The sequence below is a fragment of the Polaribacter dokdonensis genome (assembly GCF_024362345.1).
GTDB lineage: Bacteria > Bacteroidota > Bacteroidia > Flavobacteriales > Flavobacteriaceae > Polaribacter > Polaribacter dokdonensis.
In genome coordinates this window covers 2,063,037-2,084,962 of the sequence record NZ_CP101505.1, presented here as the reverse complement: position 1 = coordinate 2,084,962, position 21,926 = coordinate 2,063,037, and the positions used below count along the sequence as shown (strand labels likewise).

At 29.6% G+C, this 21,926-nt stretch carries 24 protein-coding genes and 1 tRNA gene; 16 read left to right on the top strand and 9 right to left on the bottom strand.

The window, feature by feature from the left end; genetic code table 11:
• From LPB302_RS09185 to LPB302_RS09160, 6 genes are read left to right on the top strand one after another with little or no spacing between them, the layout of a single operon-like run.
• Window positions 1-441, top strand: coding sequence for a 3-hydroxyacyl-ACP dehydratase FabZ family protein (locus LPB302_RS09185; RefSeq protein ID WP_053973823.1), 441 nt, complete (start codon window positions 1-3; stop codon window positions 439-441).
• Window position 442: 1 nt separating this feature from the next.
• Window positions 443-1,714 carry a beta-ketoacyl-[acyl-carrier-protein] synthase family protein gene (locus LPB302_RS09180; RefSeq protein WP_053973824.1) on the top strand — a complete coding sequence of 424 codons (1,272 nt, stop codon included), beginning with the start codon at window positions 443-445 and terminating at the stop codon, window positions 1,712-1,714.
• A gap of 9 nt (window positions 1,715-1,723) precedes the next feature.
• Complete coding sequence (locus LPB302_RS09175) at window positions 1,724-1,978, top strand: acyl carrier protein (RefSeq protein ID WP_053973825.1); 255 nt, start codon at window positions 1,724-1,726, stop codon at window positions 1,976-1,978.
• Window positions 1,975-2,517 (top strand): 4'-phosphopantetheinyl transferase family protein, encoded by a 543-nt coding sequence (locus LPB302_RS09170; protein WP_053973826.1) that lies wholly within the window; start codon window positions 1,975-1,977, stop codon window positions 2,515-2,517. Before LPB302_RS09175 ends, LPB302_RS09170 begins: the two co-directional genes overlap by 4 nt.
• Window positions 2,518-2,519: 2 nt before the next feature.
• Entirely contained in the window at window positions 2,520-2,969 is a 450-nt protein-coding gene (locus tag LPB302_RS09165; protein ID WP_053973827.1) for a GreA/GreB family elongation factor, read from the top strand.
• Between the two features lie 37 nt (window positions 2,970-3,006).
• A complete protein-coding gene (locus LPB302_RS09160; RefSeq protein WP_053973828.1) occupies window positions 3,007-3,879 on the top strand; it encodes an AraC family transcriptional regulator in 873 nt (290 codons plus the stop codon).
• A gap of 178 nt (window positions 3,880-4,057) precedes the next feature.
• Here the strand turns inward: LPB302_RS09160 and LPB302_RS09155 are convergent, their stop codons facing one another.
• The 4 genes from LPB302_RS09155 to LPB302_RS09140 all read right to left on the bottom strand — a co-directional run bounded on the left by LPB302_RS09155 (window position 4,058) and on the right by LPB302_RS09140 (window position 7,183).
• Complete coding sequence (locus tag LPB302_RS09155; protein WP_053973829.1) at window positions 4,058-4,990, bottom strand: ABC transporter ATP-binding protein; 933 nt, start codon at window positions 4,988-4,990, stop codon at window positions 4,058-4,060.
• Window positions 4,991-4,996: 6 nt separating this feature from the next.
• Window positions 4,997-5,479 (bottom strand): hypothetical protein, encoded by a 483-nt coding sequence (locus LPB302_RS09150; protein ID WP_053973830.1) that lies wholly within the window; start codon window positions 5,477-5,479, stop codon window positions 4,997-4,999.
• A gap of 86 nt (window positions 5,480-5,565) precedes the next feature.
• The gene (locus tag LPB302_RS09145) at window positions 5,566-6,177 is read right to left on the bottom strand and encodes a thioredoxin family protein (RefSeq protein WP_053973831.1); all 612 of its coding nucleotides are present in this window, start codon (window positions 6,175-6,177) and stop codon (window positions 5,566-5,568) included.
• A gap of 58 nt (window positions 6,178-6,235) precedes the next feature.
• Window positions 6,236-7,183 (bottom strand): NAD-dependent epimerase/dehydratase family protein, encoded by a 948-nt coding sequence (locus LPB302_RS09140; protein ID WP_053973832.1) that lies wholly within the window; start codon window positions 7,181-7,183, stop codon window positions 6,236-6,238.
• 177 nt (window positions 7,184-7,360) lie between these two features.
• On the opposite strand from LPB302_RS09140, the gene LPB302_RS09135 reads away from it, so the two are divergent.
• Entirely contained in the window at window positions 7,361-7,966 is a 606-nt protein-coding gene (locus LPB302_RS09135) for a hypothetical protein (protein ID WP_053973833.1), read from the top strand.
• Window positions 7,963-8,484: a nuclear transport factor 2 family protein gene (locus tag LPB302_RS09130; RefSeq protein WP_053973834.1), complete on the top strand. Its 522-nt coding sequence runs from the start codon at window positions 7,963-7,965 to the stop codon at window positions 8,482-8,484. The genes LPB302_RS09135 and LPB302_RS09130 overlap by 4 nt, the downstream gene beginning before the upstream one ends.
• Here the strand turns inward: LPB302_RS09130 and LPB302_RS09125 are convergent.
• A complete protein-coding gene (locus LPB302_RS09125; RefSeq protein ID WP_053973835.1) occupies window positions 8,477-8,965 on the bottom strand; it encodes a regulatory protein RecX in 489 nt (162 codons plus the stop codon). The genes LPB302_RS09130 and LPB302_RS09125 overlap by 8 nt on opposite strands.
• An 81-nt stretch (window positions 8,966-9,046) precedes the next feature.
• On the opposite strand from LPB302_RS09125, the gene LPB302_RS09120 reads away from it, so the two are divergent.
• Complete coding sequence (locus LPB302_RS09120) at window positions 9,047-9,694, top strand: hypothetical protein (protein ID WP_053973836.1); 648 nt, start codon at window positions 9,047-9,049, stop codon at window positions 9,692-9,694.
• A 51-nt stretch (window positions 9,695-9,745) separates the two neighbouring features.
• On the opposite strand, the gene LPB302_RS09115 is transcribed toward LPB302_RS09120, so the two are convergent.
• From LPB302_RS09115 to LPB302_RS09100, 4 genes are read right to left on the bottom strand one after another with little or no spacing between them, the layout of a single operon-like run.
• Window positions 9,746-13,282 carry an efflux RND transporter permease subunit gene (locus LPB302_RS09115; RefSeq protein WP_053973837.1) on the bottom strand — a complete coding sequence of 1,179 codons (3,537 nt, stop codon included), beginning with the start codon at window positions 13,280-13,282 and terminating at the stop codon, window positions 9,746-9,748.
• Between the two features lie 11 nt (window positions 13,283-13,293).
• On the bottom strand, window positions 13,294-14,463 hold the full coding sequence (locus LPB302_RS09110; protein ID WP_053973838.1) for an efflux RND transporter periplasmic adaptor subunit: 1,170 nt from the start codon (window positions 14,461-14,463) through the stop codon (window positions 13,294-13,296).
• A 9-nt stretch (window positions 14,464-14,472) separates the two neighbouring features.
• Window positions 14,473-15,804 (bottom strand): TolC family protein, encoded by a 1,332-nt coding sequence (locus LPB302_RS09105; protein WP_053973839.1) that lies wholly within the window; start codon window positions 15,802-15,804, stop codon window positions 14,473-14,475.
• Entirely contained in the window at window positions 15,797-16,411 is a 615-nt protein-coding gene (locus LPB302_RS09100; protein WP_053973840.1) for a TetR/AcrR family transcriptional regulator, read from the bottom strand. The genes LPB302_RS09105 and LPB302_RS09100 overlap by 8 nt, the downstream gene beginning before the upstream one ends.
• A 129-nt stretch (window positions 16,412-16,540) precedes the next feature.
• Here LPB302_RS09100 and LPB302_RS09095 point away from each other — a divergent pair, with 129 nt between their 5' ends.
• The 7 genes from LPB302_RS09095 to LPB302_RS09065 all read left to right on the top strand — a co-directional run bounded on the left by LPB302_RS09095 (window position 16,541) and on the right by LPB302_RS09065 (window position 21,806).
• Entirely contained in the window at window positions 16,541-17,512 is a 972-nt protein-coding gene (locus LPB302_RS09095) for a polyprenyl synthetase family protein (protein WP_053973841.1), read from the top strand.
• Between the two features lie 63 nt (window positions 17,513-17,575).
• Window positions 17,576-17,649 (top strand) — tRNA-Ile (locus tag LPB302_RS09090).
• A 185-nt stretch (window positions 17,650-17,834) separates the two neighbouring features.
• Window positions 17,835-19,013, top strand: coding sequence for a site-specific integrase (locus LPB302_RS09085; protein WP_053973842.1), 1,179 nt, complete (start codon window positions 17,835-17,837; stop codon window positions 19,011-19,013).
• A gap of 255 nt (window positions 19,014-19,268) precedes the next feature.
• The gene (locus LPB302_RS09080) at window positions 19,269-19,637 is read left to right on the top strand and encodes a hypothetical protein (protein WP_053973843.1); all 369 of its coding nucleotides are present in this window, start codon (window positions 19,269-19,271) and stop codon (window positions 19,635-19,637) included.
• An 81-nt stretch (window positions 19,638-19,718) separates the two neighbouring features.
• Window positions 19,719-20,561 carry an AAA family ATPase gene (locus tag LPB302_RS09075; RefSeq protein ID WP_053973844.1) on the top strand — a complete coding sequence of 281 codons (843 nt, stop codon included), beginning with the start codon at window positions 19,719-19,721 and terminating at the stop codon, window positions 20,559-20,561.
• 10 nt (window positions 20,562-20,571) lie between these two features.
• The gene (locus LPB302_RS09070; RefSeq protein ID WP_053973845.1) at window positions 20,572-21,546 is read left to right on the top strand and encodes a DUF3871 family protein; all 975 of its coding nucleotides are present in this window, start codon (window positions 20,572-20,574) and stop codon (window positions 21,544-21,546) included.
• Window positions 21,547-21,554: 8 nt separating this feature from the next.
• Window positions 21,555-21,806 carry a hypothetical protein gene (locus LPB302_RS09065; RefSeq protein ID WP_143032684.1) on the top strand — a complete coding sequence of 84 codons (252 nt, stop codon included), beginning with the start codon at window positions 21,555-21,557 and terminating at the stop codon, window positions 21,804-21,806.
• Window positions 21,807-21,926: the final 120 nt, after the last annotated feature.

Genomic DNA, 21,926 nt, shown 5'->3' with positions numbered 1-21,926 from the left:
ATGAAAGCAGCTGAGATCATAAAACTATTACCTTATCAAAAACCATTTTTGTTTGTTGATGAATTAACAGAGCTTTCAGAAATTGGAGTTTCTGGTTCATATACATTTAAAGAAAACGAGTTTTTTTATGAAGGTCATTTTAAAGAAAACCCTATAACTCCTGGTGTAATACTAACTGAAACTATGGCTCAAATTGGGGTAGTAAGTTTCGGAATTTTTTTGTTGAAAGATGTAATTTCATCAACCAAAAAACCAAAAATTGCACTAACTTCTAATCAAGTTGATTTCTTTTTACCTGTATTACCTAATGAGAAAATTACAGTAATTTCAGAAAAAGAATATTTTAGATTCAATAAACTAAAATGCAAAGTTAAAATGTTAAATGCAAATAATGAATTGGTTTGTAGAGGAACCATTTCTGGAATGATAATCGTAAAATAGAATGAACAATAGAGTTGTAATTACGGGTTTAGGGGTTGTTGCTCCAAATGGAGTTGGTTTAGACCAATTTACAAATGCTATTCAAAATGGTAAATCAGGTATACAATTTCATCAGCATTTAAAAGATAAAGGTTTTTCTTGTTGTATAGGAGGAATTCCAAATGTTTCAGAAGAAAAAAAACTCGAATATTTAACAGCATTACAATTAAGAGGTTTTAATAGCACTTCTATTCTATATGGATGCATGGCTGCTATTGATGCTTGGAAGGATGCAGGTTTTTTGGTTGATGAAAACTCAATTATTGATTACAATTCTGGTGTAATTTTTGGAACAGGCACATCAGGAATCGAAAAGTTTAGAGAATCTATTTATAAGATAGATGATAATAAGGTAAGACGTTTAGGTAGCACTTCTGTTGTACAAACTATGGCAAGTGGAATTTCTGCATATTTAGGAGGTATTTTAGGTTTTGGTAATCAAATCACTACAAATTCTTCTGCTTGTACAACTGGTACAGAAGCTTTGCTAATGGGTTTTGAACGTATTAAAATAGGCAAAGCAAAACGAATGTTAGTAGGCAGCTCAAGTGATAGTTCTTTATATTCTTGGGGTGGTTTTGATGCAATGAGAGTAATGACTTATAAGCATAATGATTCTCCAGAAAAAGGTTCAAGACCCATGAGTAAAACAGCATCTGGTTTTGTGCCTGGAAGTGGTTCTGGAGCTCTAGTTTTAGAATCTTTAGAAAGTGCTTTAGAAAGAAATGCTACTATTTATGCTGAGGTTTTAGGAGGAAATATAAACTCTGGAGGTCAAAGAAATGGAGGTACTCTTACAGCTCCAAATGCAGAAGCAGTTCAAAAATGTATTGTTGATGCATTATTAGATTCCAATATTTCTGCAGATGAGATTGATGCTATAAATGGCCATTTAACAGCAACTAGTAAAGACAGTTTAGAAATCGAAAATTGGACCAAAGCTTTGCAAAGAAAAGGAGATGATTTTCCATTGATAAACTCATTAAAATCGCAAATTGGGCATTGTCTAGCAGCCTCAGGTGCTATAGAAACTGTAGCTTCAGTGTTGCAAATTAAAGAACAGTTTGTGTTTCCAAATATAAATTGCGAAGACATTCATCCTGAAATTTCTGAGTTAATAGCTACAGAAAAAATACCAACTAAAAGTGTAGAAAAAGAAATCAATATTGTAGCAAAAGCAAGTTTTGGTTTTGGTGATGTAAATGCTTGTGTTATCTTTAAAAAATATTCTTGATTTTATTACATGACAAAAGAAGCACTTATTGCCAAATTAAAAGAAATTATAAAGCCTTATGTGCAAGATGAACAGGCTTTTAATAATTTATCTGAAGACACAGATTTTATTAAAGATCTAAAAATTAACTCTGCTAATTTAGTAGATGTGGTTTTAGATGTAGAAGATGAATTTGATATAGAAATAGACAATGATTCTATGGAAAAAATGCTTTCTGTTAAAGCTGCAATAGAAATAATTGAGGCAAAGTTAGCAGCTAAATGATAGGTAATGATGTTGTTGATTTAGAGCTTGCAAAAACACAAAGCAATTGGCAACGTAAAGGTTTTTTAAAAAAACAGTTTTCAGAAAATGAAATTAGAGCGATTGAAAAGGCTCAAAATCCGTTTGAACTGGTATGGCTTTTTTGGAGCATGAAAGAAGCTGCTTATAAATGCCATATTCAAACTGACAAAAATCGCTTTTTTGCTCCTAAAAAATTTCATTGTTTTATCACCTCAAAAAATGAAGGTGTTGTTGAGTTTTTAGAGCATACATTTAAAATGCAATATAAATTAACAAAAGAGTACATCCACTCTTGGGTTGTTAAAGAAGGTATTGTTCAAAAGTCCTTTTATATAGATAATATCAAAAAACAATCTATAACTACAAATCAAAATTTGCTGAATAATTTTTCTACAGAAACTGTTATCAGAAAAGATGAATTTGGAGTTCCTTATCTTTCTAGACAAAATCAGAAATTACCAGTATTTATTTCTACAGCTCATCATGGAAATTATGGTGCTTATGCAATATTTAAGTAATTATGGAGCTCAAAAAACAACTTTTAGAATCTTGTAAATCGTTTGTAAATGAGAGGTTGCAGACTGTGCAACAAACTATATCATCTAATCAGAAAGCTTTAACTTCTGAAGCAAAAAGTTCTGCAGGAGATAAACATGAAACAGGTAGAGCTATGTTGCAATTAGAAATGGAGAAAGCAAGTCAGCAATTGGTTGGAATTTCTGAAATGAACACAATATTATCTAAAATAAATACAAGTATAACTTCTGAAATTGCACATCTAGGAAGCATCATCTATACAAATAGTGCCACCTATTTTTTAAGTATTTCTGCAGGCCAAATAGTGATAGGAGATAATTTGTATTTTGCAATATCTGTTTCTTCACCAATTGGTAAACTATTACTGGGCAAATCAAAAGGTCAAACAATTTCGTTTAATAATAAAAAAATAGAAATTGTATTAATTAAATAATTTGTATTTTTATATTATATAGTAAACTCCCCCAACTATGCCAATTACACAATTACCTAATAAATATTGTGCTGTACACACAGAGCCAAACTTTTGTACAGCAAAGCTAGAAGAGTTATTTAGCCTTCCTCCTTTAGAGACTATGACTGCGTTTCATAGTTTAAATTACTACATTTTACTTTTAATTACAGAAGGAGAAGGAAAACATAATATAGATTATACAGATTACACCTACACAAAAGGAACACTTTTAGCCATTAGAAGAAATCAAATACATCGCTTTTATAAGAGTGATGCCAAAGGATATGTAATTTTTTTTAAAGAAGATTTTTTAAATAGGTATTTAAATGAAAATGAAGTTTCTAAATCTATACAAGCTTTTAATGAGCTATTAACTTCTCCAAAAACTCAGATAGCTGATCAAGAACTAACAGAGATAATAAAACTGGTTCAAAGTTTAGAAATGGAATCGAGTGTTGTTGCAGATGAATATTCTTTACGAATAAATAGAAGTTTACTCCATGTTTTATTGTCTTTGGTTCATAGAATTAAATCTAGAGGCTTTAATAAAGTCGAGTTAAACAACCATTTAAAAGAGTTTATTAAGTTTCAAAATCTTGTAGAAAAGAATTATCACAAAACTAAAAAGGTAGAAGACTATGCACATATGATGGGTTTTTCAGCTAAGAAATTAAATACTATTGTAAATTTTATTAGTAATAAATCTGTTAAAGCCTTCATAGACGAAGTCGTTATTATAAAAGCGAAAAAAGACATTTTACATACAAATATGTCTGCAAAACAAGTGGCCTTTAAGCTTGGTTTTAATGACCCAGCTAACTTTTATAAGTACTTTAAAAAACATACCTCTTATACTCCAGAAAGTTTTAGAAAGACAGTGAAAGTTTAAGGTTTTCCCATTTTTACAGTTAATAATCAGAGATTTACCTTTTTTGAATACGTAAACCTTATAAATTTGTAGAAATACCAATTGAAAAATTATATCCCCCAACTTTTTCATAAGGTGTAAATTTTTTTAAGGGGTCATTATGGATTAGTTTATAATTTTTGTCACCTTAATTTTATATTTAGGTGACTTTTTTTATGCCTAAATTAACTTTTGCTCCTTTTGATAGTGCATTTGCATGATTAACAAATAAAAGTTGATTATTAAATGACACCTCAATTAACCAAAAACCTCCTTTATAATAGGCATTTGTAACTTGTGCCTGTAAATTAGATTTTTCAATAATTTTAATTTGATGAGGATATAATAATTGTTTCTTATTATTTATAATTACTTCGTTTACATCATCAAATAAAGAGGTAACATATTTCTCTTTTGGGTTTGCATAAGCATCTTCAGGATTTTCGTTTATTAAAATCTTATTGTCTTTAATTACTAATAAGTAATCAGCAAAAGAAAGGGCATCATTTTTGTCATGTGTAGCAACTATACAAGCTATATTCTTCTCTTTTAAGTATTGAAATAGATTTCTACGAAGTGTATTTTTCTTAAAATTATCTATTTGGCTAAAGGGTTCATCTAATAACAAAAGCACAGGTTCTTTAGCTAAGGCTCGTGCAATAGCTACTCTTTGTTTCTGGCCACCACTTAAGTTTTTAACTTTTGTGTTCTCGAAAGCTTTCATTTCTATAACTTCTAAAAGCTCTTGTGTTCTTTGTTCACTTTCTTTAGGATAAAAGCGAGATAAGTACTTTTTAATATTCTCTGATACAGAAATATAAGGCATTAAATCAAAATCTTGAGCCACGTATTTAAATGTATCAAATCCAGGTACTAGGTTAAACTCTGGCCCAAGAATTTGTTCATCATTCCAATGGATAGATCCTTTATTTAAATCTAATAAACCATAAATAGCTTTTAAAAGTGTCGATTTTCCACAGCCACTTTCACCCATTACACAAAGATGTTCTCCTTGATTTAGGCTAAAATTAAAATCATTTAAAACAATTTTAGATTTGGGATAGTGAAAGGAAATATGGTTTACAGTAAGCATAAAAAATTATAAAAATCGATTGTACCAACTGTCTTCAATTGGCATTTCCCAGAAGTTTTTAAAATCGTAATTGTTGTTTACAAGATTATCAAAAATTATAGATTTACCTGTTAATGCTTTGTTTTTAAGTAGTTTTTTAAAGTCTTTAAGTTCTTTGTACTGCACAAATTCACCTTGTTTAAAACATACATTCATTTTATCTAAAAGCTCAACTTTATAGGTTTCTTGAAGTTGTAAAATAAAAGAGACAGATGCATCTATAACTGCATTTGAAATGGCAGTTTCTGAATACTCTACCACCAATACAATAAATCTATTATATAAAAATTGGTAAGATGCTTTGAAGTTTTCATCTTCTTTTTGCCAATTTTTTACAAACGATTTTATACTACTTTCAAGCGCTTCAATTTCTGTGTTGTAAAATTTTCTACTAGAAGGATAAATCCAAACTTTGGCATCATCAGAAATTTCACTGTAATCAACAAACATGGTTCTTTTTTGTGCAAAGATAAGCAAAGAAAAACCGCAAACTTACTAATTTCAGTTTGCGGTTTTTTAAAGATTATTGGTAGGAACTAAGCCTCTTTTAAGAATGAGTTTTGAATCATTTCTACAAAATCGTTCTGAGTACTTTGTCCTTTGTCTTTATTATACCAAACTTGTAAATCTTGTTTAAAAGTGGCATCTAAAGCACCATGTTCTGCTTTATAATCTGCAACCATTTTAGTAGCTACTTTTGGTCTTGGACCCCAAGTATTTATAACGTTTACATCTTTGTCTAAAATGATTAATTTAGGAATAGACCTACCACCATTGGTTAGAAACAAATCCATCAAAGCCAAATTTTCATCACGCAAAACCAACTTCAACTCAATATTTGAGTTTAAGCTAGCCATTTTATCTATTACAGGTAAATTTTGGGCAGCATCTCCACACCAACCTTCTGTAATTACAAGCCAGGTTTGTGGCTGGGTAACTTTTGCAATTTCTAATTGCGTATTTTCAGTTAGCTTAATGGTTTTGTCTAGACGTTTCATTCTTTTATCATTTAACAAACTGTAATTTGTTAATGCTTCAGATTGATTAGGACCAGTAGATTTACCTTCAGCTAAAAGGTGTTTTACCAAATTTTTATATTCTAAATAGGTGTATGTATTTTTTAAACTTTCTTGTATAATATCTTTCATTTCGATTTGCACTAAATTCTATTTTTTAGACGAAAATTTTAAGAATACTTACAATAAACTATTCTTGCTCTTTTAAGCTGTTAAGAATGTCTTCTGTCATTGATTTTAAATCGAAATTATGTTTCCAGTTCCAATCTTTTCTTGCTTCAGAATCATCTATAGATGAAGGCCAACTATCTGCAATAGCTTGTCTAAAATCTGGATTGTAAGAAATTTCAAAATCAGGAATATGCTTTTTAATTTCTTCAGCAATTTCTTTAGGTGTAAAATCTATTGCAGATAAATTATAGGCAGTTCTAATTTTTACATCTTCTGGTTTGGCTTGCATTAATTGTATTGTTGCATCTACAGCATCATTCATATACATCATTGGTAAACGTGTATTTTCAGACAAGAAACACTCAAACTTTTTATCTTCTAATGCTTTAAAATAGATGTCTACAGCATAATCTGTGGTTCCTCCTCCAGGTTTTGTTTTCCAAGAAATAATACCTGGATAACGTAAACTTCTTACATCTACCCCAAATTTTTCGTGATAATAATTACACCAAAACTCGCCAGAAACCTTACTAATTCCATAAACTGTAGAAGGTTGCATAACAGTTTGCTGAGGTGTATTTTCTTTTGGAGTTAAAGGCCCAAAAACAGCAATTGAACTAGGCCAATACACTTGTTCAATATGTTTTTCTTTGGCTAAATCTAACACACCTAGCAGTGAATTCATATTTAAATTCCATGCTTTTTGAGGCATTTTTTCTGCAGTTGCAGATAGCATTGCTGCTAATAAATAAACTTGAGTAACTTTATACTTAATAACGGTTTCCAAAATAGTTTGTTTGTCTGTAGCATCTATAATTTCAAAAGGTCCAGAAGCCATAAGCTCATCACTACCTTTTCTTATATCTGAAGCTATAACATTTGCATTACCATAAGTTTTTCGCAATTTTTGCGTTAACTCTGTACCAATTTGGCCACTTGCACCTAAAACTAGAATTACAGTACTCATTGTTTAAAATTGAATAATTATCAAGAACAAAGGTACTTAATTTTGTTATTCGTAAATAGAATATCTTAAAGCTTTATTTGGCTGATGAATCTATAATTAATTTAACTGAACTTTATTAATTATTAAGCAATTTACACCGTTAAAAATTGTTTATTTTTACAAATCAAACTTATTCTTTTGAAAAACATAATTTACGTTTTAGCGCTATTCAGTATTATTTCTTGTAATGAAAAGAAAGAAGATGCTAATCTTAAAAATGAGGATAAACCTTTAATGAGTATTGTTCGTAAGTATCCAACTTCAAAAAAAATATCACCTATATATTTAGAGGAGACTAAAGATTGGGCTGAGCTAAAAGCGGTTAACGAGTTTTTAGATCGATTTAAAAATGTTTCTGCTAAAGAAGTTTTAAGTAATTCTATTGAATTAGAAGGTTTAGTAGCTACCTTAAAAAAGGAAGAGAAGCCAGTTCTTTTTGATATTCCCTCATTTAATGCACGCTTAAATATTTTACATAATGAAACTTTGAGGCTTGTAGATATGAGAGATATACCTTCAATTACAGTTACTGAAGTGGATACACAAACCAAGAAAATAATTACTTCTTTTTCTGCTGTAAATGAGAAAATAAATACCATTTTGTCTAAGAAAAGGTTTGAAGATGCTATAGATATAGATGTAAAGTTTATTGGCTTAGACTCTACAAAAATAGATAGTGTATCTAAAAAATCTATCAATGATAATTTACAGCGTAAATTAGAAGAAAAAACAACCAACCAATGAAAAAATTAGCTCTTTTTGTATTTGCAGTATCAACCTTATTAGCTTGTAATACTACTAATGAAAAACCAAGTTCTAATATAGATTTTACCAAAGACAAACAAGCCGTAAATTCTTTTATGGATGATTGGCATTTGGCAGCTGCAGAAGCTAATTACGAAAATTATTTTTCGAAGTTAGATTCCACTTCAATTTTTATTGGGACAGATGCTTCTGAAAATTGGACTAAAGAGGAGTTTGAAGGTTTTAGCAAACCTTATTTTGATAATGGAAAAGCTTGGGAATTTAAAAGTTTAGAACGTAATATTTATTTTAACGAAGATGGTTCTATTGCTTGGTTTGATGAGTTATTAAAAACGTGGATGGGCGCTTGCAGAGGTTCAGGAGTTTTAGAAAAAAATAAAAATGGTTGGGTTTTAAAGCACTATGTGCTTTCTGTTGCAATACCTAATGAAGATATTAAAGAGGTAATTATGGCCAAAAGAAAAAACGATTCTATATTTCAGAATACTTTTAAATAGTGTTTTCTAAAACCTCGTTTACAGTTTTAAAAATAAGCTCATTCTCAAAACCTTTACGCATTAAAAAATCGATTAATTTCTTTTTTCTTTTGTAATTATCTGACTCAGAAATAACATTATTTCTATTTTCTGTAACTCTGTAAATGGTTTCTAAATATTCGTTTTCGTCAATTTCTTTTAGTGCTGTTTTAATATTGTAAGTAGAAATATCTCTAAATTTAAGTTCTCTTATAATTCGTTGTTTTCCCCAACTTTTAATTCTGAATTTACCTCTGGCAAAACTCTTTGCAAAACGTTCTTCGTTCAGAAAATTATCTTGCATTAGACTTAGTAAAATCATTTCTCTAGCTTCTGGGATAAGCTCATAATCTCGCATTTTTTGTTCAACCTCTTTGTGACACCTATCTTGATATACGCAAAACTGCTCTATTTTTCGTTTAATTTCATCTACAGTAAAAGATTTCTTTTTAGGTTTAAACATACTATCAAAATTACAAAAAACTAAAAGTTCTTTATTTTAATATTTAATAAATATATTTGATTAAACACAGCAAAATTTGTTATGATTAGATATAGAAAGGTTAGAGGACATACCAGACTTCTTAAAGATATAGAAGATTGGAAAAATTATAATAAAGTTTTAGACTTGGAGTATTTAGACAAAGCTAAAAGAAATTATTGTAAATTTTGGGTAAGTCCTTTTTGTGATATTGCTGTTTTAAATTCAGAAATACCAACTCCAAAAGGAAAAATTCGAACTAAAATTATAGCCAGTTTTATAGAAATTTTTGATGCTTGGGATGCAAAACTTAAAACACTAAATAAGCCTTATCATTTAGTTTTGTGGCTTTTTGAAGATAATTTAGAACGCTCTCAAGTAGTTTGTGCTATTGATGGTTTAATTGATTTTTATAAAATTTCTTTCTATAGACCAGAGAAACAGAAAAAAATACCATTGCAAAATTTTGGGAAATTATCAGATAAATTAGCTGAGTTTAATTGGGTTTACGCTCATGAAGAAGGTTATTTTACATCAACAGATGTACAAGATGAAATTGAATTTGTGGAAGAAGGTGATAGTAACGAATTATTAAAACAGTTTAAACGTAGAATAAAAACATCTTACCGAACTTCTGAAAATGCAGAAGGAGAAATTACCTATTTTCAAAAAATAGGCAACATTTGGATTGGTAGTAAAACAGGTAAATAAAAAAAGGCTGAAGTATGTACTTCAGCCTTTTTTATGAAATATTATAAATGCTTATAACTGATTTTTTTCATCAATTCTTACATTTTCTGTGTACGCTAATTCTGCTTTTTCTTCATTACTTGCAGTCTTCTTTTTTAACCACATTTTAAATTGTGTGATTAAGTAAAACAAGATTGGTACTACAATTAAAGTTAAGAATGTAGCTACAAATAGACCGTAAATAACTGTCCAAGCTAAAGGCCCCCAGAAAATTACGTTATCACCTCCCATATAAATTTTTGGATCGAATTCACTAAATAATGAGAAGAAGTCTATATTTAAACCAATTGCTAAAGGAATTAATCCTAAAATAGTAGTAATTGCTGTTAACAATACAGGTCTTAAACGAGCTTTACCAGCTTTAACTACAGCTTCTAAAAGATCTTTCTTAGGCAAGTAGTCATTATCTTCTAAGCCTAATTTTTCTTTTCTTCTATCAATTAAAAGTTGGGTGTAATCTAGAAGTACAACACCATTGTTTACTACAATACCTGCTAAGGATATAATACCCATCATTGTCATCATAATAACAAAAGAAGAACCTGTTAAAACAATACCTCCAAAAACTCCAATAAAGCTTAAGAAAATAGCAATCATAATGATTCCTGGTTTAGAAACAGAGTTGAATTGGAAAATCAAAATAAAGAAAATTAACGCTAATCCTTTAAAGAAAGCTCCACCCAAAAAGGCTTGTTGCTTGTTTTGCTCTTCTATTTGACCTGTATAATCTATGTTGATGTTCTCAGGTTTCCCTTCAAAGTTTTTCATTTCCTCTTTAATCTGATCTACAACTGCAGCAGCATCTACATAACCAGGTGCTAGCTGAGAGTAAACAGTTACAACACGTTTTGTATCTCTATGCTTAATAGCACTAAAACCAGAACTATTGCTTTGTGAAGCTACAGCAGAAACAGGTATAGCTCTTACTTGACCAGAAGCCATGTCTCTAAATGTAATTTTTTGATTAAATAATGCAGATTTATTGTACCTGATATCTTCTTGAAAACGAACGTTGATGTCATAATCATCTCCATCTTCTTTGTAAATACCAGCTTTAGCACCAAAGATTGCATTACGTAATTGTTGCCCAACTTGACCTGTTGATACACCTAATTCACCTGCTTTCTTTCGATCAACAATTACTTTCATAGATGGTTTATCTTTATTTACATCTATTTTTAATTCGTCTATACCAGGTACATTTCTAGTATTAACATATGCACGCATTTTTTCTGCAGTTGCAATTAGTTCTTCGTAATTATTACCTTCTAATTCAATGTTAATAGGAGCTCCTGTTGGTGGTCCATTAGCATCTTTTTCTACAGAAATCAATACTCCAGGATAAATACCAGTTAAAGATTCTTGTACTTTTTGACGTAATTCTTCACTATCTAAACCACGTCTGTATTTGTACTGACGCATTGAAGCTGTAATTTTACCTTTATGTGGCATTTCTGCTGCAGAACCACCATCTGTTTGTGGGTTTCCTGCACCTTCACCAACTTGAGAAACCGAACTTTCTACCATAAAATTACGATCTCCATCCATATACAAATCTTGATTTAAGACACTGTACACACGTTCTTCAATCTCTTTTGTAATTTTATTGGTTTCGTAAATATCTGTTCCTTCAGGATATTCTATATAAACAACAACTTGATTTGGTTTGTTATCTGGAAAAAACTCAATTTTAGTTCTTTGTGTTCCTACAGACCATCCAAAACCTCCAAAAGCAGCAAATAATAATAAGAAAGTACCAATGGTAATTCCAATTGGTTTCCATCCTTTTAAGGCTCCTTTTAATACTTTTTCATATACATTTTCTAACCAAACTAAAGTATTTCTTTGAAAATAGTTAGCTGCTTTTCTTAACACAAATCTATAAGCCCATAACATAATAGCCGTAAAAACCATTACAGAACCTAAACCTCTGTAAGCACCTCCAAAAATTAAGATAACAATACCTATACCAGCAATAATGGCAGATGTTCTAATTATTTTCTTTAAAGGCATTTCTTTGTCTTCAGTTGTCATAAATTGTGATACTAAAACTGAATTAAAGAAAATAGCTACTACTAAAGATGAACCTAAAACTACAGATAGTGTAATTGGGAAATAGATCATGAATTGTCCAAATAAACCTGGCCATAAACCTAAAGGAACAAAGGCAGCTACTGTTGTTACTGTAGATATAATAATAGGATAAGCAATTTCTCCAATACCTTTTTTGGCAGCTTCAACTCTTGTCATACCTTCTTCATCCATTAAACGATATACGTTTTCTACGACAACAATACCATTATCTACTAGCATTCCTAGTCCCATAATTAATCCGAAAAGAATCATGGTATTTAGGGTATAACCCATAGCTCCTAGAATCATTAAAGACATAAACATAGACATTGGTATTGCAAAACCAACAAATAGTGCATTTTTAAAGCCTAAGAAAAACATTAAAACTGTTACTACTAGTATAATACCAAAGATGATGTTGTTTACTAAATCATCTACTTGACCAATTGTTTTGTCTGATAAATCATTGGTAATAGTTACTTCTAAGTTTGATGGAAAGTACTCTGCTTTTGCATCTTCTACTAAAACTTTCACTTTTTCAGCAGCAGCAACCATGTTTTTTCCTGCACGTTTTTTAACGTCTAACATTACTACTTGTTTACCTTCTTTTCTGGCAAACGTAGTTCTGTCTTTTTCTCTAAAAGTAACTGTTGCAACATCCTTTAGGTAAATAGAATTACCTCTTTCAGATTTTATTACAAAGTTTTCTAAGTCTGATGGTTTATCAATTTCTCCTAAAATTCTAATGGTTCTTCTTTGCCCACTTGCAATTAAGTTACCTGCAGATGAAGTAACATTTCCTCTTTGAATTGCAGTTGTAATATCATCAAAACTAACTTCTACAGCCATCATTTTATAGATGTCTACAGCAATTTCTACCTCTTTGTCTTGTACACCTCTAATATCTGCTTGTTTTACCTCTGATAAATCTTCGATATCATCTTGCAGATACTCAGCAAATTCTTTTAACTTCTGTAAAGGATAATCTCCTGAAATGTTGATGTTTAAAAACGGAATTTCTTCAGACATACTTAAATCAAAAGCATTTGGGTCTACTTTTGCACCATTAAATGTTGGCCAGTCTTCAGAAGCTTTTTCTGTATCTAATTTGTCTTTTACACGTTGCTTGGCAACTTCCACATTCATATCATCATCAAACTCTACAATAATCATAGAGTAATCTTCTTGAGATGTAGAGGTTATTTCTACAACACCACTTAAACCTTTTAATTGGTCTTCTAGTGGATCTGTAATCAGTTTTTCTATATCTTCTGCAGTGTTACCTGGATATAAAGTACTGATGTATATTTTGGTTTCCTTAATTTCTGGAAAATCTTCTCTGGGCATACTAAAGTAGGCAGAGATACCAAGAACAAGAATCAAGAAAATAGCTACATACATTGTGGTTTTATTGTTAATAGCCCACGTAGATAACTTAAATTCTTTATCTGTTTTATTTTGTTGATTTTTATTCATCTTCTATTCAATTAAGATTTAGAAATTTTAATTTCTTGACCATCTTTTACACTTCTAGCACCAGCTTTTATTAGTTTATCACCAACAGCAATGCCTTCTAAGATTTCAATAACATCTCCTTGTGTTCTACCAGTTTTTACAACTACTTGTGTTGCTGTTCCAAAATCTGCTTCTAAGTTTGTTATTTTGTACACATATTGTTCACCAGCTGCATTTTCTGAAAGAATACTTTGTGGAATTAATATTGCTTCTGTGCTAGTGTAATCGTTAATTTTAAGTTTTGCAGTTAAGTTTGGTTTAATGCTTCTGTCTTGGTTTGGCACACCAATTTCTACTCTAAATGTTCTGTTTGCAGGATTGATAAAGTTACCTGTTTGACGAACTTTCGTATCTAAAGTTTTTCCTAAAACTGGAAATTCAATTTCAACCTCTTTACCAGTTACAATATCTGAAATGTAAGATTCAGGTACATCTGCTTCTATAAACATGTTACCTAAGTTTACAATTCTAAAAACTTCTGAACCTGGACCAGGAGAAACCACAGTTCCTTGATCCTTAAAAACGTTATCTATAACACCAGCAAAAGGAGCTCTTATTGTAGATTTACTTAGTTGCTCTTTAAGTTGTGCTAATTGGCTTTTGGTAGCTTCATAATTAGTTTTGGTTTGTAAAAACTGAATTTCTGAACCAATTTTTTGTTCCCATAATTTTTCTTGACGCTCAAAAGTTGTTTTAGCTAAAGCAGTTGTTGCCTCTAATTGTGCAACTTGTTGAGACATTCCACCATCATCTATTCTTGCTAATACTTGTCCTTTGTAAACTTTTTGCCCTTCTTTAACCAAAACTCTTTCTAATGTTCCTGGCATTTCTGGATAAATTAAAACATTTTGTTTTGTTTTTACATTTCCTTGCAATTCTAAGTAATGTGTAAAAACTTCATTTTCTATAGTAATTGCTGTAACTAAAGGCACTCTTTTAAGTGTATCTAACTCTTCTATTTGAGCATTTAGTAATTTAATATCCTCAGAAATTTCTTGTACTTTTTTATCTAATTCAGATTTTTTGGTACGAATTTGCTTAATGTCTTTGGTAGCAATTACATCATCTATAGATTGCTCTTTTTTATCTCCACAAGAAAATAAAATTAGGGTAGTAAGTACTAATGAATATATTTTTTTCATCTTGGTTAATTATTTAATAGGTATGTTTAATGCGTTTTCTAATGCTGCTTTGTTAGTAATAACATTAAGCATAGATTGTATATAATTCTGTTGTTGTGTGTATAATTGTGTTTGGGCTTGTAATAAATTAAAGCTAGAAGATAAGCCTTCGAAAAACTTAATTCTCTGTTTCTTTTCTATTCTTTCTGCTAAACCTAAATTTTTCTTAGCTGTTTGGTAGCTTTCTATACTTAGTTGATAATCGCTTTTTGCTTTTTTAGCCTGTAATTCTAAACGTTGTTTAGTTTCTTCTAATCTTAAATCTGCAGTATTTAAAGCTATTTTTGCTTGTGCTGTTTTAGATTTTCTTCCAAAACTGCTAAAAATAGGCACCTTTAAACTTACACCTAATAAAGAAGATTGAAACCATCTTTGGTTGTTATCAAAGAACGAAAACTCGTTAGAGAAAGCTTGTGTTCCATAATTTACAAAAGCACTTAAGCTTGGTAAGTTTTTACTTTGCTCTAACCTCATCATTAAACGTTTTGCTTCTCTATCATTCTCTGCAATTCTATAATCTATATGATTTTCGAACAAGAATGTTTCACCTACTAAATCTATAGTAATGTTTTCTTCTGTTAAAGAATCTAAAGTATCTGTTAAAACCAATTTTGTATCAATAGAATTACCAAGTGTTAGGTTTAACATTTGATAAGCAATTTCATTTAGTCTTTTTACACTATTTAGTTGATTTTTTACATCACCTAAAGTAATTAACAATTGCTCTACATCTTCTTCTTCATTCAATCCATTTTCATAGATTTTTTTAGCATCATCGTAATTTTTTTGAAGAATTTTAATGTTGTTTTCTAGTATTAAAATACTGTTTTCAGAAATTAAAACATTGCCATAAGCGTTAATTACAGCTTCTCTTGTAACTAAATCTGTTTTTTCTTTGGCTTGTTCTGAGATTTTTAAAAATGTTTTGGCAGACTGTAAACCTACTAAGTAAGTACCATCAAACAAGAGTTGAGATAAAGTTACAGATGCATTTACATTCTGTTTTGTACCAAAGACAAACTCTTCATCTACTCCATCACCATTTATATCTGCAACAGTAATTGGTTGTTTTAAAAAATTTTGATAATCTATAGCACCATTAATTTGAGGTAAGCCAATTGTAGTAGTTTCCCAAACCTTTTCTTTGGCAGAAGCAATATCATTTGCTGCTGCTCTAGTATTATAGCTGTTTTCTAAAGCTAAATCTATAGCTTTATTTAAAGAAAGTGTTATTGGACTTTCTTGAGCTCTACTAGTTAATGTAAACACTAAAAAGCAGATTACATAAAAATATTTATTCATAAATAACGGATTGTTTGTTTAATTGATTTTCTAATTCTTCTATTCCTTTTTCTGTTGCAATACCTCTTAAGTGATAATCTAAATAATTTGTAATTAGGTTATTCATTGAGTATTGTTGTAGAGGAAATAAGTCTCTATCTCTTACCCCAATTAAACCATGAAAATATAACCTAGAAATAAATTCTATATCTATTTCTGCTCTATATAGATTTAAATTTATACCTGTATTTAAGTTTTCTTTTATAGAACCTTGCATTACCTCAAATTGTTTATTTTTTAATTCAAAATAGATTTTTGGATAATATTTCTGAAGTTGATATTGAGGAGAAGATTTTTCATCTTTCAAATTCTGCAATACTACTTTCTTAATTTCAAAAAGTTCTTCAATAGGATTTAAATTCAAATCATAAACACTATCAATCTCACAACATATATTATCAAATAGATAATCTGTAACTTCTTCTACTAATTGGGTTTTATTTGAATAATGTTTGTATAAAGTTTTTTTAGAAATACCTAAGGAGTTGGCAATTTCATCCATAGTAACACTCTTAAAGCCAAGGTTTAAGAATAGTTCTTGCGATTTTTCTAATATTTTATCTTTCATAAATTGGGTGCAAAAGTACAACAGGAAACTTTAGAAACAAAAAAAGTTTCCAAAGTTTTAATGAATTTTTAACATAACATTTAATTTCTACGAATTCTTTACATTATTTTTACATAAAAATTTAAAGATTTGGACATTCAGCATTATCAAGAAGAATTTTTATCCTATTTAGATTCTAAAGAATGGGTACAAGAGCCTAAAAACTTATATGAACCTGTAGATTATATTCTAAAATTAGGAGGTAAAAGAATAAGGCCAGTATTAACATTAATGGCTGCAGATATTTTTGGTACAGAGTATACTAAGGCTTTACCTGCAGCATTAGCAGTAGAGGTTTTTCATAATTTTACTTTAGTTCATGATGATATAATGGATGATGCACCACTTAGAAGAGGTAAAGCAACAGTTCATGAAAAATGGGATATCAACAGAGCCATTCTATCTGGAGATGCTATGTTAATTCTAGCTTACAAATACTTTGAAAACTACAAGCCAGAAGTTTTTCAGAAATTGGCAAAGTTATTTAGTAAAACAGCTTTAGAAGTTTGTGATGGGCAGCAATTAGATGTTGATTTCGAGACAAGGAAAAAGGTTACTATAGATGAGTATTTAAATATGATTTGTTTAAAAACCTCTGTATTGGTTGCAGCTGCTTTAAAAATGGGTGCTATTGTTGCTGAAAGTGATGATAAAAATGCAGATTTAATTTACGACTTTGGTTTAAATTTAGGTTTAGCATTTCAATTACAGGATGATTATTTAGACACTTTTGGTGATCCAGAAACGTTTGGTAAACAAATTGGAGGAGATATTATGGAGAACAAAAAAACCTTCTTATATCTTAAAACACTAGAAGTTGCAGACAAGGAAACCAAAAAGAAATTAAAATATTTCTATAGAAAGAAATTAAAAGACAATGGTTTTAAAGTAGTAGAGGTAACTAGAATTTATCAAATGAATGATATACCTTACTTAATGTCTATAGAAATCGAAAAATACACTCAAAAAGCTTTTGATACATTAGAAGAAATGGATATTTCTGAAGCTAACAAAACAAACCTAAGAAACTTCGGAACTTGGTTAATGAATAGAACAGTGTAATTATTCTTTAATTTTATTTGCGAATAATTTAAAATTAATAGTACATTTGCACCCTAAATTATAGGTCCTATAGCTCAGTTGGTTAGAGCACCTGACTCATAATCAGGTGGTCCATGGTTCGAGTCCATGTGGGACCACTTTTATAATTTTAATTTAGCCTTAAGATTTTTCTTAAGGCTTTTTTTATGAGCTATATCAAAGGATTAAAGCTATAACAATTTTTTCTAAAACAACCAATATGCCAACTTTTTTATTAAAAAAGGCATCCTTTTAGGTGACCCATATTTTTCTTTAGGTGACCCATTTTAAAACTTTAAACATTATGTCAATTAAAAAAATTATAATTTTATTCTATTTACAGAAGAATAAAATCAATAAAAGAAACGAATGCCCTCTTAAATGTAGAATTACATTTCAGAAAAAGAGGAAAGAATTTTCAACAGGATTATTCTTAAATCCAGATTATTGGAATAGCAAAAAGCAGAAAGCTTTTATTCCAAATGATAATAATTATCTCAACACACAATTAAGTCTGATTAAGCAAAAAATTAATCAGGCTTTTTTGTTTTTACAAGTGAATGAAACTGTTTTTGATGTTGACGATATTTATTCTAAGTACCAGGGCAAAGCAACCAGAAGAGGTAAAACAATTTTAGAAGTATTTAAATTACACAATGCTAAGATTGAAAAACTATTAGGAAATGGTTATTCTAAATCCACCTATAGAAAATATGAAGAATCAAAATATCACCTAAAAACCTTTGTAAATGACTACTACAACAAGCAAGATTTCCTATTAGAAAAAATCAATTTGAAATTTTTAGATGATTTTAATTATTACCTAAAATCAAAAAAGAAACATCAACAAATTACTGTAAATAGAACTATTCAAAGAGTTAAGAAAGTAGTGAAATTAGCCATAGCAGAAGATTTTATTTCGAAAGACCCATTTATTTTATATAAGCCTAAACGAGTGACTAAAAAGTTAGTTTATTTAACACCTGACGAGCTTATAATTCTTGAACAATATGAGTTTAAGCAAAAAAGATTACAACAAGTAAAAGACTTATTTATTTTCTGTTGTTATACAGGTTTAGCTTATTTAGAGATGTCAAATTTAACAATGAATAATATAAAAAAAGGTTTTGATGGTAATTTATGGATAGAAATGTATCGTCAAAAAACTAAAAAGAATATTTCAGTCCCATTATTACCTAAAGCAATAAAGATTCTACTGTCTTATAACAAAACTCTTCCTAAAATAAGCAATCAGAAGTTTAATTCCTATCTAAAAGAGATTGCTGAAATTGTTGGTATTGATAAAAAGTTAACTCATCACGTTGCAAGAAAAACCTTTGCTACAACAGTTTTATTAAGTAATGGTATTTCAATGGAAGTAGTTTCGGAAATTTTGGGTCATTCTAATATAACAGTTACTCAAGCACATTATGGGGCTATCGTAAAAAAGAAAATCAGTGATGAGTTGAAAGATTTTTTTTAATTTTTTTTTAATTTTTTTTTCAATGTCAAGTGCAATATAATAGAAATAAGTACCCCCACCTCTAAATTTATTGGGGTGACTGGGGTAGCTCAGTTATAGTTGGGTAAAGAATGGATAAAAAATCAGATTTACTATCATTTTAATTATCATCTAGGGTAAGCAGTTCTCGCTTCGCTCGAAGAATTTAACTTTAATCACCTTCTTTAAATTTTGGAAGACTGGAAAAACCAATCTCTATAATTTAAACATCTTATTATGACACATTACAAACAAATTATTAACAAGCAAAATGGAGAAACAGAATTTATTTTTAATGCAACTCTAAAGAAAATTGGAGAACAAGTTCTTACTAACTCCAATGAAAAAGAATATATAATTGTAACAATAGGTTTTGAATTACCTAATGGAGAATCAGTTGAGAGAACAGCCACTTGCTACAAAAACAATTATGAATATGGAATTGAAGAAGGTCTAGTTTACCTATGTAACTTAAGATTTGATGAGTTAGAGAATCCTCATATTACTATGTCTCATTTAGTAAACGGAACTAGAGCATCTAAAGAAGATTTTACAGGTATTTTTAACCTAAAACATCATTTAATCAATGATGAATTGGTAGAATAGGTAAACAGTATTAACTAAACAATAAAGCTCATAAAGAATATTATGAGCTTTTTTTATGTCTAAAAATTAAATAATAAAAGAATGGAAATAAGAAAATCAAATAGAAAAAAAACAAAGATTAAACTAGCTATACAAGGCAGTGCAGGTTCAGGGAAAACATATTCAAGTTTATTACTAGCTAAAGGATTAGTTAATGGGCAGTTTTCTAAGGTAGCAGTTATTGATACAGAGAATAACTCTGCAGATTTATATGCACATTTAGGAGATTATAATGTAGTGTCATTGGAAGCTCCTTATTCTCCAGAGAAATATATAAAAGCTATTGAATTATGTGAAAAGTCTGGAATGGAAGTAATTATTATTGATAGTACTTCTCATTGTTGGGACTATTTATTGGATGTACATAGTAATATGTCAGGCAATTCATTTGCTAACTGGGCAAAAATTACTCCAAGACAAAATGCTTTTATCAATAAGATACTAAGTTCAGATGCTAATATTATTTCTACAATGAGGGTAAAACAAGACTATGTAATCAGTCAAAAAAATGGAAAGATGATTCCTGAAAAAGTTGGGCTAAAAGCAATCCAAAGAAATGATGTGGATTATGAATTCACAATAGTATTTGATATTGATATAGCCCACAATTGCAAAGCAAGCAAAGATAGAACTGGAGTGTTTGTTTGTAAGCCAGAATTCAAAATAAACGAAGAAACTGGTACAATGATAAAAGAGTGGTGCAGTCAAGAATCGGGGAATAGCAGACAAGAAAATATAGAAGTTGAAATAGAAGAATGTACAAGCCTTGAAGCTTTGAGACATGTCTATTCCAAGTATCCAGAATTACAAAACAAGATTTTACCTTCTATAATGCTAAAGAAAAGTGAATTAGAGAATCTAGGTCAATCAATTAATAATACTTAAAAATAAACAAATGGAATTAATAGCATTAAATAATAATCAATTTATATCGGAAGATGAAATAGTAAGTAATAAGAGTAATTTCATTGAAGCTAACACAAAGTGCGTGACACTAAATCATATAAAAAAAGAGTGCATAGTACCAGTGTATAGTGATAATAATCTATCTATTTCACATGCTAACTTTATAGAAGCAACAAAGGATGTAGTGAATTCAGTATTTAGTAATGAACAAATTTCAGCACCTAATATTAGAGTTTCTCATCAAATCAAAGGAAGGGTTCCATCTGCAATAAATAAAACTTTAAAAGAACTTTTACCGCACGAAAAGACTATTTACTATCAAAGATGTGCATTTATAATTGAAATTCCTTCATTACGAGAGAATGTAAATAAGAATCAACTATCACTGACAATAGGAGGAGTTAGGGCACTGAATCAAGAGAACTTATATAGTAAAAGAACTTTAGAAAAGTTTAAAGTGTTTATTGGGTATAAAAATAAAGTTTGTACTAACCTATGTGTCTCTACTGATGGGCTATTGATAGATGTTAGAGTTGGAAGTATTCAAGAATTAAAGCAGAAGATTTATGAACTTATAAAGTCATTTAATAAAGACAAGTTCTTAGGAGAATTGGAACGAATTAGTAAGTTTCAATTAGAAGAAAATCAGTTTAGTCATCTTATAGGAAAAATGAAGATGTATCAATTTTTAAATAAGGAAGACAAAGTTGACAAGTTGACTTTATTGATGAATGATAATCAGATTTCAACTACAGTTAAGAATTATTACAATGATCCAAATTTCAGAAGAGATCCAAATGGAGCAATTAATTTGTGGCAGTTGTATAACTTATTTACTGAAGCAAATAAAAGTTCTTACATAGACTCTAATTTAGAGAGAAATGTTAACACATTTGAGTTTGTTACAGGATTAGCTAATTCTCTTCAAAACAATACTTACAATTGGTTTCTTACAAAGTTATAAGTGTTAAGATGGAGATAAACAATATTCTAGAAGAGTTAAAGCATTTCTCAACACATTCCATATATATTGTTAGAGGTCGAAATGAAATAGTTAAGATTTTTATTCCTTTTAGAATTAAAGTAATAAGAGATATTGGAGTTTTAAAGAAAGATGAGGTTGTTTGGGTTCAAGAAATTAAAGTCACAGCCAACTTAGAGACCGTATTTATTGTGGGTGAATCTGCTTATTATCATTATCATTTTGGTCAAGTAATTGAGTGAAATAAAGGAGTCTATGTTGTATTTTATAGTGTTATGTATTTAACCAACTTTTGAGACTTTTCCTCCTTATAAATATAAAAGAAATACTGAAAAAGTGAAGCTAGCTGGGTAAAGAAGCAG